The organism is Pseudomonas citri (assembly GCF_025336485.1).
Lineage (GTDB): Bacteria > Pseudomonadota > Gammaproteobacteria > Pseudomonadales > Pseudomonadaceae > Aquipseudomonas > Aquipseudomonas citri.
The window spans coordinates 44,673-59,088 of sequence record NZ_JAODAB010000011.1; the positions used below are offsets into that span (position 1 = coordinate 44,673).

The window sequence follows — 14,416 nt, forward strand, 5'->3', positions numbered from 1 at the left end:
AATGGGCATGAAACCAGGGCCACCGCAGAGGCGTCAGGGGCAAGCCTGGCGATTGCGGGGCCTGTTGAATGTCAGACGGCGACGTCGCTCGACAGCAGGGCTTCGGCCATGCCGGTCATGATTGCGCGCCTGCCGGTGAAGGGTTCGCGACCGTGGACCGCGAGCATGTTGTCGATGAACAACACGTCGCCCTGTTGCCAGCTGAAGCGCACCAGTGAATCGAGGTAGGCCGCTCGCAGCGACTCCAGTACGTCGGGTTCGATCGGTTCGCCGTCGCCGTAAAAGGTGTTGGTGGGCAGGTCGAGGTCGGTGAAGTTGCTTTGCAGCGAATCGCGGATGGCCGGGGGCAGGGTGCTGATGTGGAAGAAGGTGGCGTGGTTGAACCAGACCTCTTCACCCGTGCGCGGATGGCGCACCACGGCAGGTCCGCGTTGGCGGGTGCGCAGGCGATTGTTGTCTTTCCATTCCACTTCGATGCCGACGCTGGCGCAGTAGCTTTCGACTTCGCTACGGTCTTCGGACTGGAACACGGACTGCCACGGCAGGCCGAAACCATCGCCGTAGTTGCGCACGTATAACACGCCTTTTTCCCGGAAGCGTGCTTCGATCTCCGGGCTGATGGCGGCCTTGACCGCACGGGTCGAGCCAATCGGGGTTTCGCCACCGGTTTCGGAGGGCACCTGGCAGTAGAAGAACAACCGCAGCGGGAAGCGCGGCGAATAGGAGTGCTCGTTGTGGGGGAAAATCATCTGGTCGGCCGGGTAGTCGGTCGAGGTGTAGATGTTGCCGCCGACCCGCGTACGGGGCGAGGCACGGAACATGTATTCCAGGGCACCGGGGGAGAGGGCGGCGATCACCTGGTCGAACTGCTCGACGGACGCCACGTTGAAGCCACGAAACAGCAGGGCACCGTATTGCAGCAGTTTCTTCTCCAGGCTCTCGCGTTCCCGGGCAGCCCAGGCGACCAGATCGACGCCGCTGACCGTCGGTTCGATCACCAGCGGCAGGGCGGAGTCCGGGCTGAGCAGGCGCTCGCTGACCAGTCGTTGTTCCGAGACGTTCATGGCTTTGCGACGCACGGCGCCGAGGGCGCGGGACGGTGGGGGCACGATAGACATAACGGCATCCAACTCGGTTAAAGGGTCAATGAGCGACGTTTGGTTTGCAGCATCTGGCTGCGCCCGGCCAGCGCCCGGGCCTGTTGCCGCTCGCGCTGGAAGGCCTGGTCCCAGGCATCGAGACGCTCGGCCAACGCCGGCAACGGCTGGTCCAGCAGATGGCCGGTTTCCTCCAGCAGGCGCGTCCACAGGTGTTGCAGGCGCAAGGCGCGGTCCTGATCGAAGTATTCGCCGCGGTACTTGAGGGTCGCGTCGAGTCCTTCGGTGCCATGCACCAGGTCGAGCACCAGGTGGAAATCTCCCGGTGCCTGTGCCACTTCCAGGGCCTGCAAGTGCGCGCCGGCGATGGCGGTCGGTGTGACTCGGGAGGGTTGATAGTTGAGCTTCACCTGGAACAACGGCGAGTGGCCGGGCAGGCGCTGTGGCGCCAGGGCCGAGACCACCAGGTCGAAAGGCAGGCCCTGATGGGCATAGGCCAGGCGCGCCTCATCGCGAACGCGTTCGAGGAAGCCGGCCAGTGTGGGTTCGCCGTGCAGGTCGCAACGCAACGTCAGTTGGTTGACGAAGAAGCCAATCACATCGTTGTGCTCCGCCAGCGGCCGACCACTGACGTCAGTGCCCAACAGGAATCGTTGTTGGCCGCCCAGTTGCTTGAGCACCAGTTGATAGCTGGCCAGCAACAGCATGAACAAGGTCATGCCGTGTTCGCGGGCCAGCGTCGAAAGTGGCTCGCAGAGGGCCTGGGACACCTTGAAGTCCAGGCTGTGTTCACCCGGGACCTGGCCGCTGCCGCCCAGTTCGAGGGTCTGTGGCAGGCCGGCCAGCTGCTCACGCCAGAAGTCCTGCTCGGTGGCGATCCGCTGTTCGCTCCAGTGCGCCGCTTCCCACTGGGCGAAGTCGAGGTACTGCACCGGCCATTCAGCGCTTGCCGAGCCGGCCAGTTCCGCCAGCAGCACTTGCGCCGAGCGACCGTCAAAAGCGATGTGGTGCACGGTCAGCAACAGATCGTGTTGCTGGTCCGTTTGACTCAGCAACTGCGCCCGCAGCAGGGGGCCGTTGACCAGATCCACCGGCGTCGCGTGTTCGCTCGCCAGGCAGTCGCGCAGCGCTTGCTGTTCGGTCTGTCCGTGCCAGTTCAACGGCACCGGTGTGGCGGGGAGAACCTGTTGCTGCGGGCCGTCCACACCGTCGCGATAGACCGTGCGCAGCACGCTGTGACGGTTGACGAGGCTGTTCAAGCGCTCGGCCAACCCCTCGACGTCCAATGGACCTTGCAGGCGCAGGTGCAGCACCAGGTTGTGGCGGGTGTCGTCCGGGTTCAACTGGCGCAGGAACCACAGCCGGCGTTGTGCGAAGGACTGGCGGGTTTCGCTGCCGTCCGTACGTTCGACCGAAGGGCTGACCGCGGTAGACGGCGCACTGAGGAACGCCAGCAGGTCTTGCGCCCATTGCGCCAGGGTTTGCTCACCGAACAGGCTCTGAGTGTCGAGGTTCCAGCCCAGATCCCTGTGCAGGCGAGCGGCAAAATCGGCGACGCCGATGGAGTCCAGGCCTTGGCCGATCAGACTCCGTTCGAAGTCTGGGATCAGGTACGGGTTCACCCCATGCAAGGTCTGCCGGAGCCATTGCCGGCAAGCAGCCTGGGCGTCTTGCGCCGAAGTCTGCACAAGATTCTTGAGCTGGCCGAGGTCAAGGGCTTCGCCGCTGGAGACGAGCTGTCCACCGCTCTGGGCGATGATGCTAAGCGTCCCCGCCGCCAGTTGCTTGCGGGCGCCTTGGCGGGCGATCTTGCCGCTGGTGGTCATCGGGATGGTGCCGGCTTCCACCAGCACGATCTGGTCGATGCCACAGTCGGCGGCTTCGCGCACGGCGTTTTGCATCGAGGCAAACAGCGCCGGGTGCCGCGCCGGGTCGATGAACTTGCGTTGCGGCTCGGCGACGATCACCAGCTTCTCCCGGCCCAGGGCCGGGTCCATCTCCGAGAACGCCGCGATGCGCCCGGTGCGGATACCCGGTTCGGCGTCGGTGATGGCGAATTCGATATCGTGGGGGTACAGGTTGCGGCCGTTGAGGATCAGCAGGTCCTTGAGTCGCCCGCAGATCACCACCTGACCTTCGTGCATGAAGCCCAGATCGCCGGAGCGCAGGTAGTGGTCGGTCGAGCCGACAATGCGCGCTTCAAAGGCTTCGCGGGTGGCCTCGGGGTTTTTCCAATAGGATTCGGCGTTGCTCGGCCCCTTGAGCCAGACTTCACCGATGCGATCGGCGGCGCAGCGTTCATGGGTTTGCGGGTCGACGATGGCGATGCTGTGCAACGCCTGGGGGAAGCCACAGGCGACGAATTCGACGGCGGCGGCATCGGCGGCCGCCAGGGCCACGCGGCCGGTTTCCAGCACCGCTTTGTCCAGGCGCAGCACCACTGGCAATGCATCTTCCGGCGTAGCGCTGACACACAACGTTGCTTCGGCCTGGCCGTAACCGGGGCTGATCGCCAACGGATTGAGGCCGCAGGCGGCAAAGCGCTGGGCGAAGGTTTCCAGGGTGCCCGGGTGGATCGGCTCGGCGCCGTTGATGGCGTGTTTCCAGGCGCTCAGGTCCAGTTGGGCGATCAGGTTGTCGCTGACCACCCGGTTGCACAGGGCGTAGGCGAAATTGGGGGCGAAACTGGCAGTGGCGCGGTAACGGCTCAACGCCTGCAGCCAGGTCGACGGTGCGTTGACGAAGGTCTGCGAAGCCATCAGGTAGCAGGGCATGCCGCTGTAGATCGGCGCCAGCAGGCCACCGATCAGGCCCATGTCGTGGTACAGCGGCAGCCAGTTGACCATGGCGCCGTGCTCATCGAAGCCGTAGGCCTGGCGCATCAGCTCGACGTTGGCGATCAGGTTGCGCTGACGCACCTCGACACCTTTGGGCGAACCGGTGGAGCCGGAGGTGTATTGCAGGAAGGCCACGGTCGAACCGTCGATGGCCGGGCGTTGCCATTGGCTGGCCGGTGGTGTGCCCAGGTGCTGGACGGTGAGCACGTCGACGCGGCCCTCCACCAGTTCCAGCAAGCTTTCGCAATGATCCGCCGGAGCGAGAATCAGTGCCGGCTCAGCATCCACCACCACATTGCGCACGCGTTCAAGGTGCCGTGGTTTGCGCGACGGTGGTGGAAACAACGGCACGGCGATCATGCCGGCATACAGGCAGGCGCAGAACGCCCGGGCGTAGTCGAGGCTGCTGGGCAGCATCAACAGCACACGATCGCCCGGCGCATAGCGCGATTGCAGCGCGGCCGCCAGGGATTGGGACTGCTCATGCAATTGGGAGAAGGTCAGGGTTTCGCCGATCGCTACGCCGTCCGGCAAAAAGTGCAGGGCGGCACGTTCTGGAAAGCGCCGGGCATTGGTTTCCAGCACTTCGATCCACTGTTTGAATGAAGACATTTGCAATTCACGCCATGGCCACGATGACCTTGCGATCACCGGTGTAAGGATTGCGACCGTGTGCGACCAGTCGGTTGTCGAGCATCAGCACATCGCCGGGTTGCCAGGGGAAGCTGATGGCGGTCTGGCGATAGACCTCGCGCACGCTGTCGAGCATTTCGTCGGGGATGGCCGAGCCATCGCCGAAATACACATGGCGCGGCAGGTTCTCTTCACCCACGGCGGCCAGCAGGCTGGCGCGTACGCTCGGTTCGATGGCTGACACATGGAACAGGTGGGCCTGGTTGAACCAGACCCACTCGCCGGTCTCGGGATGCTGTTGCACCGCCGCGCAACGCTGGCGGGTGCGCAGGTCGCCATCGGCTTTCCATTCCCACTCGATGTCGTTGTCCTGGCAGTAGCGCTCAACCTGGGCACGGTCCTGGGTGTTGAAGACTTTTTGCCAGGGCAGGTCCAGGGCGCCGCTGTAGTTGCGCACATAAAGCAGCTCGCGGCTGGCGAACAGCTCGCGGATCTCGGCCGGCATGCGCTGGTAGATCAGACGGCTGTCGGCAATCGGCGTCTCGCCACCGGTTTCACTGGCCTTGATGCAGTGGAACCAGATGCGCGAAGGCCAGGGCCGAGTGTAGGCCTGCTCGTTGTGCAGGGGGATGAACTGATGGGCGGGGTATTCCGTGGAGCTATAGACCCCGGCGAAGACTTTGCTGCGCGGCGTGGAGCCGAATTCATAGCTGGCCAGCGGCGCGCCGAAGCTGGCGGCGAAGCGCTTGAAGTCGATGGGGGTGGCGACGCTGAACCCGCGAAACAATACGCCGCCAATGGTGGTCAGCACCTGGGGCAGGCTGTCGCGAAGCGAGGCGTCCAGATCGTGAATCGACTGTCCGGGCGTCGCCTGTACCAGCAGGGGTAACGACGGTTCACCGCCATTCGTAGAGATCATTGAAAGAGGCTCGGAACGCCCATTCAGGTGCTCGATTGAGGTCATCCTTGTACATCCTCTTTTATCTTTTTCGACCGGACATAAGTCCTTGAAAGCAGCGCAGTAGGCGCCTTTGTAGGACATGTCTGTAAGGCATTGGATTTAATACAGGATGACATACTAGGTACAAATGAGATGGATTATCAATACTATTTATTTAATTTTTTTTTTGGATTAGACTCCGCCCCGCTAGCGCCAAACAGCCTTTGGCCAGCTCGAAAAAAACCAAAAATATCTGTCGCAGGGGTGCGGGGCGTGAACTTCAAAAAGAACACAATTGCGTTGGCTGTAGGGTCGGCCATAGGCCTGAGCAACGGCGCTTGGGCGGCCGAAGAAGCCGGCAAGATAGAGATCGCTCCAATCACCGTAACCGGTGAAAAGATCGACCGCAGCCTCGAGAAAACCCAGTCCAGCGTCGTGGTCGTCACCGACAAAAATCTGCGTGAACACGGCGACAAGGACCTGGTGGATGTGTTTGCGCGTACACCGGGTGTCTATAGCCAGGCCGGCAATGAAACCTGGGGTATTCGTGGCGTGCCGGTGTCGGGTTTTGATGACCAGGGGCCGGCGACTCTCAACGGTGCGGTATCAGTGTATGTCGACGGTGCCGTGCAGCCCAACCGTGCACTGACTCTCAGCCCGGTCCCGCTCTGGGATGCCGAGCAGGTCGAGGTTTTCCTTGGTCCGCAATCCACTACCCAGGGCCGTAACTCCCTGGCCGGTGCGGTGGTTATCCAGACCAAAAAACCAACCTTCGAACCGAGCTTCTCGGCGCAGACCAGTGTGGGCAACTACGGTGAGCACGGTGCGGCCGTGGCGGGTGGCGGGGCCATCGTGGATGATAAGATCGCCGGGCGTATCGCCGTGGACTATGGCGAAGGTGACGGTTACATCCGCAACACCACGCTCAACGACGACGCCAACCCGCGTCGTACCAGCAACACCCGTGGCAAGCTATTGATCCTGCCCAATGACGACACCGATGTCCTGCTGACCTACGCCCACAGCGAACACCGCCAGGGCGACCGCTCGACCATGCGCGTCAATGGCAAGCCGAGCTACTACGACATCGCGTCCAACACCAAGGCCTTCGACAACCTCAAGCAGGACACCCTGAGCGCCAAGGTGGACTATCGCCTGAACGATGCCTGGTCGCTGACAAGCATGACCGCCAATACCAGTACGGACTACAGCAACCGTCTGGACTTTGACCAGACAGCCGTGGACGACCAAGTCGTTTTGCGTAAACAGGATGGCAACCTGTTCAGTCAGGAGCTACGTTTGAATTACGCGTCTGACACCGTCAAGAGTTTCATTGGTGCCTACTATGGGCATAACACCAACGACTTCCATGACCGCTTGTTGTTCGATGGTGCGTTGTTCGGCACGGTCAAGGGCGATACCACTATCGAGAACAAGGCGGTGTTCGGTGAAGTCAACTGGACGTTCGCACCGCGTTGGACCTTGATCACCGGGCTGCGTTATGACCACGAGACGAACGATACCGACGTCGAGCAGGATGATTTCTCCGAGCCGGCCAAAGTCAGCAAGTCGTTTGATGCCGTGCTGCCGAAACTCGGCATAGATTATGAACTGGCCACCGACCAATACCTCGGTTTCATGGTGCAGAAGGGCTATCGCGGTGGCGGCGTCAACCTGCGCTCCGGTAGCGGTCACCAGGCCTACGACCCGGAATACACCACCAACTACGAGCTGTCCTATCGCGGTTCTTTCTTCGACAAAACTCTGCGTACACGCGCCAACCTGTACTACACGGATTGGAAAGACCAGCAAGTCAGCTTGCGGCAGAGCGGTAGCGCAGTCATCGATGTCTTCAACGCCGGTCGCAGTGACATCAAGGGTCTGGAAGTCTTCGTAGAGAAAGACATCTCCGAGCAATTGACCTTGAACGTCGGTGGCGCTGTTACCGATAGCAAGTACAAGGATTTTGTCACCGGTAGCGGCCAGGACATGAGCGGCGAATCGTTCATCGGATCGCCTAAATACAAAGTGTCCGTGGGTGGTGTATATCGTTTCGACGACCGCCTGATCTTCGGTACTGACGTTATCTACCAGAGCACCGCACCGTCGGAATATGAGTTCGATGCCAACAACAAGGTCACCGGTGAGCGTCGCAGCGACAACTACGTACTGGTGAATTTCAACACCGAGTACAAGGTCACCAAGAACGTCGCCGTGTCCGCCTACGTGAAAAACGCGTTCGACAAGGAATACGTCACCAACAACCGCAGCGACGACATCATCGACGTCGGCGCACCGCGTACGTTGGGCATGATCCTGCGCTACGACATGTAAGCCCATGGGTGCGGGAAGGCAATCTTCCCGCGCCCGGTTTGCAGCGTCACGGATGTTTGTTTTCAGGCTGTTGTTCCCTTCCAAAACCCAGCCTCCATGGAGGAAATCATGAACGCTTTTTCGAATGCCACGACGGGTGGCGCGCCACAGCTACGCCTGTTGCATACCGGTCTGTCGAGCCCTTACTGCCTGGACCCGACGCCGTTGCTGGAGCGTCAGCAACAGCAGGAATCCAACGCCCGCAGTTATCCGCGACGCATTCCCCTGGTGCTCGAACGGGCCCACGGCATCTATGTGCAGGACAGCCGGGGGCAGGTGTTCGTCGACTGCCTGGCGGGCGCCGGGACCCTGGCGCTGGGGCACAATCACCCGGTGATCATCGAAGCCATCACCCAGGTCATGGCGGCCGGCCTACCGATGCATACCCTGGATCTCATGACCCCCGTTAAAGACGCCTTCGTCCAGGAGATCTTCGCGTGCCTGCCCAGCGAGTTCGCGCGCAATGCCCGCATCCAGTTCTGCGGCCCGAGCGGCGCCGATGCGGTGGAAGCCGCGCTCAAACTGACCCGCACGGCCACCGGACGGCACTCGGTGCTGGCGTTTGAAGGGGCCTATCACGGGATGACGTTGGGGACGCTGTCCATCAGCGGCAACCTGTCGCCGAAAAATGCCCTGGGCGCGTTGCTGCCGGGTGTGCAACGCCTGCCGTACCCCCATGATTTCCGTTGCCCGTTCGGGGTGGCCGGGGAGCAGGGCGTGACGTTGAACGTGCGTTATCTCGAGCATCTGCTCAATGACCCGGAAAGCGGTGTGACCGCTCCGGCGGCCATGATTCTGGAGCCGATCCAGGGGGAGGGCGGGGTGATCGCCGCGCCGGACCGCTGGCTGCAGGAACTGCGCCGCTTGACCCAGGCCCACGGCATTCCGCTGATCGTCGATGAAATCCAGTGCGGTATCGCCCGCAGCGGTCGGATGTTCGGCTTCGAGCATTCGGGCATCACGCCGGATGTCATCACGTTGTCCAAGGCCATCGGTGGCGGCTTGCCGCTGGCGGTGATGGTCTACAACGATTCGCTGGACACCTGGCAACCGGGGGCTCACGCCGGCACGTTCCGCGGCAATCAACTGGCCATGGCGGCCGGTACCGCGACCTTGCGTTTCATCCGCAATGAAGGCCTGGTTGCCCATGCCGAAACCGTTGGCGCGCATCTGCGCAAACAGTTGCAGGCGCTGCAAAGCGAGTTCGCCTGGATCGGCGATGTGCGCGGGCGGGGTCTGATGCTCGGCATGGAAGTCGTCGACCCGCAAGGCGTCCTCGACGTACAAGGCCATCCACCGGTTGACACCGCGCGGGCCAAGGCCTTCCAGCAGGCGTGCCTCAAGCACGGCCTGATCGTCGAGCTGGGTGGTCGCCATGGGGCGACGGTGCGCTTCCTGCCGCCGCTGATCATCACCGAACAAGACATCGATTTCGTCGCGCAAATCCTGTTCCGGGCGGCCTGGGCCGTCAACGAGCAGCCCGTACGTTAACGATCGATCGATGTCCACGGGCTTGTCGACAGGGGTTGGCAGGCCCGTTTTCTTAGGAGCAGGGAATGACGATGGGCAAGGTTTTGGCGACGGTGACGTCTGCCGGTGTGTTGTTGGCGTTGTTGGGATTGACCGGGTGCGACGGGCAGGACCGACCCTCCGAGCGCCGTGCATCCGTGGTGCAAGTGAAGACGCTCACCGTACAGCCACGCCCCTTTGCCATGACGACTGACCTGCCCGGGCGTATCGAACCGGTGCGGGTCGCCGAGGTGCGTGCACGGATCGCCGGTGTCGTGCTGAACCGGCATTTCGAGGAGGGCAGCGACGTCAAGGCGGGCCAACTGCTCTTCAGCATCGACCCGGCTCCTTTGAAGGCTGCCCTGCTGCGGGCCGAAGGTGCCTTGGCGAAAGCCGAAGCCGATAGCTATCGCGCCAACGCTCATGTTCAACGCTATAGGCAACTGGTGGAAATCAACGCCATCAGCCCGCAGGTCTTCGACGATGCGGTGGCCGATCTCAAGAGCGCCCAGGCCAATCGCCTGGCTGCCCAGGCCGATGTGACGACGGCCCGACTCCAGCTGGATTACTGTCAGGTGCGCGCGCCGATCAATGGCCGCGTCGGCCGGGCCCTGGTCAGCGAGGGCGCATTGGTGGGGCAGGACGAGGCCACGCCAATGGCGCGGATCCAACAGCTGGACCCGATCTATGCCGACTTCACCCAGTCGGTCGATCAGGTCGTGGCTTTGCAGCAAGCCGTAGCCAGCGGTCGTCTGAACCTCGGTGGCGCGGGCGCCGCCCAAGTCACGTTGCACGTTGGCAGCCCGGCACGAACCCGCCAGGGCAAGTTGATGTTCTCCGACATTTCCGTGGACAGGAGCACCGGTCAGGTCACGTTGCGGGGAGAGTTTCCCAATCCCGACAACCTGCTGTTGCCGGGCATGTACGTGCGCGTGTCAGCGCCAGCCGGGGTCGACCCCCAGGCACTGTTCGTGCCGCAGAAAGCGTTGCTGCGGGGGGCCGATGGTCAGGCCCGGTTGATGTTGGTGGGCGCTGACAGCGTGGTGCGCGAGCGCGTGGTCGGTACCGGCGCGATGCTTGGCTCCGATTGGCAGATCACCCAGGGGCTGGCGGCTGGTGAACAGGTGGTGATCGAGCGGGCCGACACACTCCGTGCCGGTACTCAGGTCAGTGTCATCGCCCTGGCCGAACAGCAGGCGCGCCACTGAAGGCCTGACGCCTTACCTCACGGCTACGAGCCAGGACATTCCCTATGCCCGATTTTTTTATCCGCCGCCCGAATTTCGCCTGGGTCATTGCACTGTTCATCGCCCTGGCTGGTGCTCTGACGCTGGGGACCTTGCCGGTCAGCCAATACCCGGACGTGGCCCCGCCGCAAATCAGTGTCAGCGCCAGTTATCCGGGTGCCTCGGCGCAGATCATCAATCAGAACGTCACCAGCCTGCTCGAAGAGGAACTCAACGGTCTGAAGGACTTGCTGTATTTCGAGTCCAAGAGCGCCAACGGCAGCACCGAAACCACCATCACCTTCCAGCCGGGAACCGATCCCGACATGGCGCAGGTCGATGTCCAGAACCGTTTGCAACGGGTGACCGGGCGCCTGCCGCAGGCCGTGATCGAACAGGGCCTGGAAGTGGAGCAGGTCCGCGCCAACTTCCTGTTGATTTACGCCCTGACCTACACCGACGGACAACAGGACTCGATCGGTCTGGCGGACTACGCCGCGCGAAGCATCAACAACGAAATCCGCCGGGTAGCCGGGGTCGGACGCGTGCAGATGTACACCGCCGAGCGTGCCATGCGCATCTGGGTCGATCCGACCCGGCTGGTGGGTTACAACCTGTCGATGGCCGATGTGAGCAGGGCCATCGCCGCGCAAAACGTGCAAGTGCCCGCCGGCAGCATGGGGGAGCGTCCCGGGCCGGCTGACCAGCACATCACGGCGACGGTGATGGTGCAGGGGCAATTGGAATCGACAGAGGCGTTCGGCAACATCGTGCTGCGGGCCAACGACGACGGCTCGAGTGTAAGGGTGCGCGATGTGGCGCGGGTCGAACTGGGGCGCAAGGATTACCGCTTCGACTCCCGCCTCAACGGTCGGCCGGCAGCGGCCATGTCCGTGCAACTGGCGCCGGGGGCGAACGCACTGCAGACGGCGGCCGCGATCAAGGTGAGGCTCGACCAACTGTCCGCCACCTTGCCCGCGAACATGGCCCTGAGCGTGCCGTATGACACGTCCTACTTTGTCGATGTGGCGATCAAGCAAGTCCTCTACACATTGATCGAGGCCATGGTGCTGGTATTCCTGGTGATGCTGCTGTTCTTGCAGAACCTGCGCTATACGCTGATCCCGGCCATCGTGGTACCGATCTGTTTGTTGGGCACCCTCGCGGTCATGGCGCCACTGGGGTTCTCGATCAACATGATGACCCTGTTCGGCATGGTGCTGGCGATCGGTATCCTGGTGGACGATGCCATTGTCGTGGTGGAAAACGTCGAGCGTTTGATCTCCCAGGAACATCTGTCACCTGAAGACGCGACCCGCAAGGCGATGCGGCAGATCAGCGGGGCCATCGTCGGCATTACCCTGGTGCTGGCGGCGGTGTTCCTGCCGCTGGCGTTCATGGGCGGTTCGGTGGGGGTCATTTACCAACAGTTCTCCATGGCGCTGTCGGTATCGATTCTGTTCTCCGGATTTCTGGCCCTGACGCTGACGCCGGCGCTGTGCGCGACGTTGCTCAAGCCCTTCGACCCCGACCGACCGGTGCATGCAAAGCGCTGGACAAGCGTTTTCAACCGACGTTTCGATGCCCTGGCCCAACGCTACCAAGGGCTCAGTGCACGCTGGATTCGACGCGGCGCGCGTAGCCTGTGCTTGTACCTGATGTTGTTGCTGGTGCTGGCGTTCGCCTACAGCCGACTGCCGTCGTCATTTATGCCGTCCGAGGATCAGGGTTACATCATCACGGATATCCAGCTGCCGCCCGGCGCTTCGGCCTCGCGCACCGATGTGACGGTGCAGGCATGGGAGCGCTACGCCCAGGCACAACCCGCCTCGGACCAGGTGCTGTCGATCATGGGCTTCAGTTTTTCCGGCGTCGGGGCCAACGCGGCCTTGTCGTTTACCAGCCTCAAGGACTGGTCGGTTCGTGGCGATGGGCAATCCAGCGAAGAGGTGGCCCGGCAGGCCAACGATGCCTTTGCAGACGCCGCCGATGGCGCGCTGTTCAGCGTGGTGCCGCCGCCGGTGGATGGCCTGGGCACTTCTGAAGGTTTCGAACTGCGACTGCTGGATCTGGCGGGCCGTGGGCACGAGGCGCTGTTGCAGGCGCGAAGCCAGTTGCTGGAAGCGGCCAAGGCGTCGGCGGTCATTGATTATCTGATGGAGGATGGCCTGGCGGACGCGCCGCAGATCAACGTTAGCATCGACCGTGAAAAGGCCGAAGCCCTCGGCGTGAGCTTTGACGTGATCAGCTCGGCCTTGTCTTCGGCGCTGGGCTCGGAGCAGATCAACGAGTTCGCCAATCAGGGGCGGATGCAGCGGGTCATCGTCCAGGCTGAGGGCACCAGCCGCCAGACCCCGGAAGCCCTGCTGCGCCTGCAAGTACCTAACCGGCAGGGTCGGTTGGTGCCACTGGAAGCCTTCAGCCGTTTCGAATGGCAGGTCGGGCCGTTGCAGATTGCCCGTTACAACGGTTCGGCGTCGCTGCGTTTTTCCGGTGATGCCGCTGCGGGCTATAGCACCGGTCAGGCGATGGAAGCGTTGCAGAAGATTGCTCGTCAGTTACCGGCCGGTTTCAGTCTTGAATGGGCCGGTCTTTCACTTCAGGAGCAACAGGCCAGCGATCAGGTGCCGCTGCTGGTGGGGCTGTCGATGATCGTCGTCCTGCTGGTGTTGGTGGCGCTCTATGAAAGCTGGTCGGTCCCCTTCGCGGTGCTGTTGATCGTGCCTGTAGGGATGCTGGGCTCCGTCGTGGCGGTGACGGTGATGGGGCTATCCAACGATGTGTACTTCAAGGTCGGGCTGATTACGATCATCGGCCTGGCGGCCAAGAACGCGATCCTCATCGTCGAGTTCGCGAAGACACTCCACACCCAGGGCATGAGCCTGCCGCAAGCGGCTGCCCAGGCTGCGCGACTACGCTTTCGACCGATTGCCATGACCTCCCTGGCCTTCATTCTCGGTGTGTTGCCCCTGGCGTTCGCAACGGGGGTGGGCGCTGCCAGCCAGCGAGCGATCGGCACGGGCGTCGTCGGCGGGATGCTCGCGGCGACGGTGCTGGGCGTGCTGTTCGTACCGGTGTTTTTCGTGTGGGTACTGTCTGTGAAGGAGCATTTCGCTCCTTCGTGTGAATGAGGCGTGGACGTCTTGCGTCCACGCCTGGCGCGGTCAAAGCATGCGACGCAGGACGTCGTTTCGAGGGTCACGGTCGAGGAACCGGTGCTTGAGAGCGCCCACGATGTGTAACAGGATCAGCACGAGCAGGGTATAGGCGAGTACTTTGTGAAGCCATTGGAACACGACGAACCAATCGTCGTTTTTCGGCAGGAGCTCCGGGAGGTTTACCCCAAAAAAGAACACGCCGTCGCTCATCGTGTAGGTGCTCGACATGGAGTAGCCCATCAACGGTACGATCACAAGCAGCGCATACATGCTCCGTTGCACGAGGATCGACAGGACCCGCTCATACCCGGCCAGGGTTTGCAGCGGCTGGGGAAGCCTGGCGGTCCGAATGCGCAGGACGATCTGAACCAGCACCACGAGCAACACCAACACCCCGAAGGATTTATGCCAGGGGTAATAAAGCTCGTACTTGCTGGCCACTTCATCATTCAGCCCGGTCATGTGCCAGCCCGCCCAGAGGAGGCCTGCTACGAGCACGGCGCGCACCCAGTGCAACAACAGCAGGGACGTCGGATACCGATCAATTGTCTCTTGATTTGTGGTGTTCATCGCAGTCGCCTCATCAATCATCGAACACATCATGAATGCACTCTTGAACGACCACCCCCAGCACCGTACACGG

8 protein-coding genes are annotated in these 14,416 nt (G+C 62.4%); 4 read left to right on the plus strand and 4 right to left on the minus strand.

The genetic code is table 11. The features are described 5' to 3' along the window. Positions 1 to 71: 71 nt before the first annotated feature. From N4Q37_RS14235 to N4Q37_RS14245, 3 genes are read right to left on the minus strand one after another with little or no spacing between them, the layout of a single operon-like run. On the minus strand, positions 72 to 1,118 hold the full coding sequence (locus N4Q37_RS14235) for a TauD/TfdA family dioxygenase (RefSeq protein WP_260958641.1): 1,047 nt from the start codon (positions 1,116 to 1,118) through the stop codon (positions 72 to 74). A gap of 17 nt (positions 1,119 to 1,135) precedes the next feature. Next, positions 1,136 to 4,546 (minus strand): condensation domain-containing protein, encoded by a 3,411-nt coding sequence (locus N4Q37_RS14240; RefSeq protein ID WP_260958642.1) that lies wholly within the window; start codon positions 4,544 to 4,546, stop codon positions 1,136 to 1,138. A gap of 7 nt (positions 4,547 to 4,553) precedes the next feature. Continuing rightward, positions 4,554 to 5,531: a TauD/TfdA family dioxygenase gene (locus N4Q37_RS14245; RefSeq protein WP_260958643.1), complete on the minus strand. Its 978-nt coding sequence runs from the start codon at positions 5,529 to 5,531 to the stop codon at positions 4,554 to 4,556. Between the two features lie 249 nt (positions 5,532 to 5,780). On the opposite strand from N4Q37_RS14245, the gene N4Q37_RS14250 reads away from it, so the two are divergent. The 4 genes from N4Q37_RS14250 (at position 5,781) to N4Q37_RS14265 (ending at position 13,746) form a co-directional block, all read left to right on the plus strand. Further along, on the plus strand, positions 5,781 to 7,841 hold the full coding sequence (locus N4Q37_RS14250; protein WP_260958644.1) for a TonB-dependent receptor: 2,061 nt from the start codon (positions 5,781 to 5,783) through the stop codon (positions 7,839 to 7,841). A 108-nt stretch (positions 7,842 to 7,949) separates the two neighbouring features. After that, complete coding sequence (locus N4Q37_RS14255; RefSeq protein ID WP_260958645.1) at positions 7,950 to 9,371, plus strand: diaminobutyrate--2-oxoglutarate transaminase; 1,422 nt, start codon at positions 7,950 to 7,952, stop codon at positions 9,369 to 9,371. 71 nt (positions 9,372 to 9,442) lie between these two features. Next, positions 9,443 to 10,597: an efflux RND transporter periplasmic adaptor subunit gene (locus N4Q37_RS14260; RefSeq protein ID WP_260958646.1), complete on the plus strand. Its 1,155-nt coding sequence runs from the start codon at positions 9,443 to 9,445 to the stop codon at positions 10,595 to 10,597. 44 nt (positions 10,598 to 10,641) lie between these two features. Further along, positions 10,642 to 13,746, plus strand: a complete 3,105-nt coding sequence (locus N4Q37_RS14265) for a multidrug efflux RND transporter permease subunit (protein ID WP_260958647.1) — start codon at positions 10,642 to 10,644, stop codon at positions 13,744 to 13,746. 33 nt (positions 13,747 to 13,779) lie between these two features. Here N4Q37_RS14265 and N4Q37_RS14270 read toward each other — a convergent pair whose 3' ends face one another. Further along, positions 13,780 to 14,343 carry a cytochrome b gene (locus tag N4Q37_RS14270; RefSeq protein WP_260958747.1) on the minus strand — a complete coding sequence of 188 codons (564 nt, stop codon included), beginning with the start codon at positions 14,341 to 14,343 and terminating at the stop codon, positions 13,780 to 13,782. Between the last annotated feature and the right edge of the window lie 73 nt (positions 14,344 to 14,416).

Coding starts and splice junctions, on each gene's coding strand:
- N4Q37_RS14265 (WP_260958647.1), top strand. CDS start 10,642: ATGCCCGATTTTTTTATCCGCCGCCCGAATTTCGCCTGGGTCATTGCA.
- N4Q37_RS14240 (WP_260958642.1), bottom strand. CDS start 4,546: ATGTCTTCATTCAAACAGTGGATCGAAGTGCTGGAAACCAATGCCCGG.
- N4Q37_RS14260 (WP_260958646.1), top strand. CDS start 9,443: ATGGGCAAGGTTTTGGCGACGGTGACGTCTGCCGGTGTGTTGTTGGCG.
- N4Q37_RS14270 (WP_260958747.1), bottom strand. CDS start 14,343: ATGAACACCACAAATCAAGAGACAATTGATCGGTATCCGACGTCCCTG.
- N4Q37_RS14245 (WP_260958643.1), bottom strand. CDS start 5,531: ATGACCTCAATCGAGCACCTGAATGGGCGTTCCGAGCCTCTTTCAATG.
- N4Q37_RS14235 (WP_260958641.1), bottom strand. CDS start 1,118: ATGTCTATCGTGCCCCCACCGTCCCGCGCCCTCGGCGCCGTGCGTCGC.
- N4Q37_RS14255 (WP_260958645.1), top strand. CDS start 7,950: ATGAACGCTTTTTCGAATGCCACGACGGGTGGCGCGCCACAGCTACGC.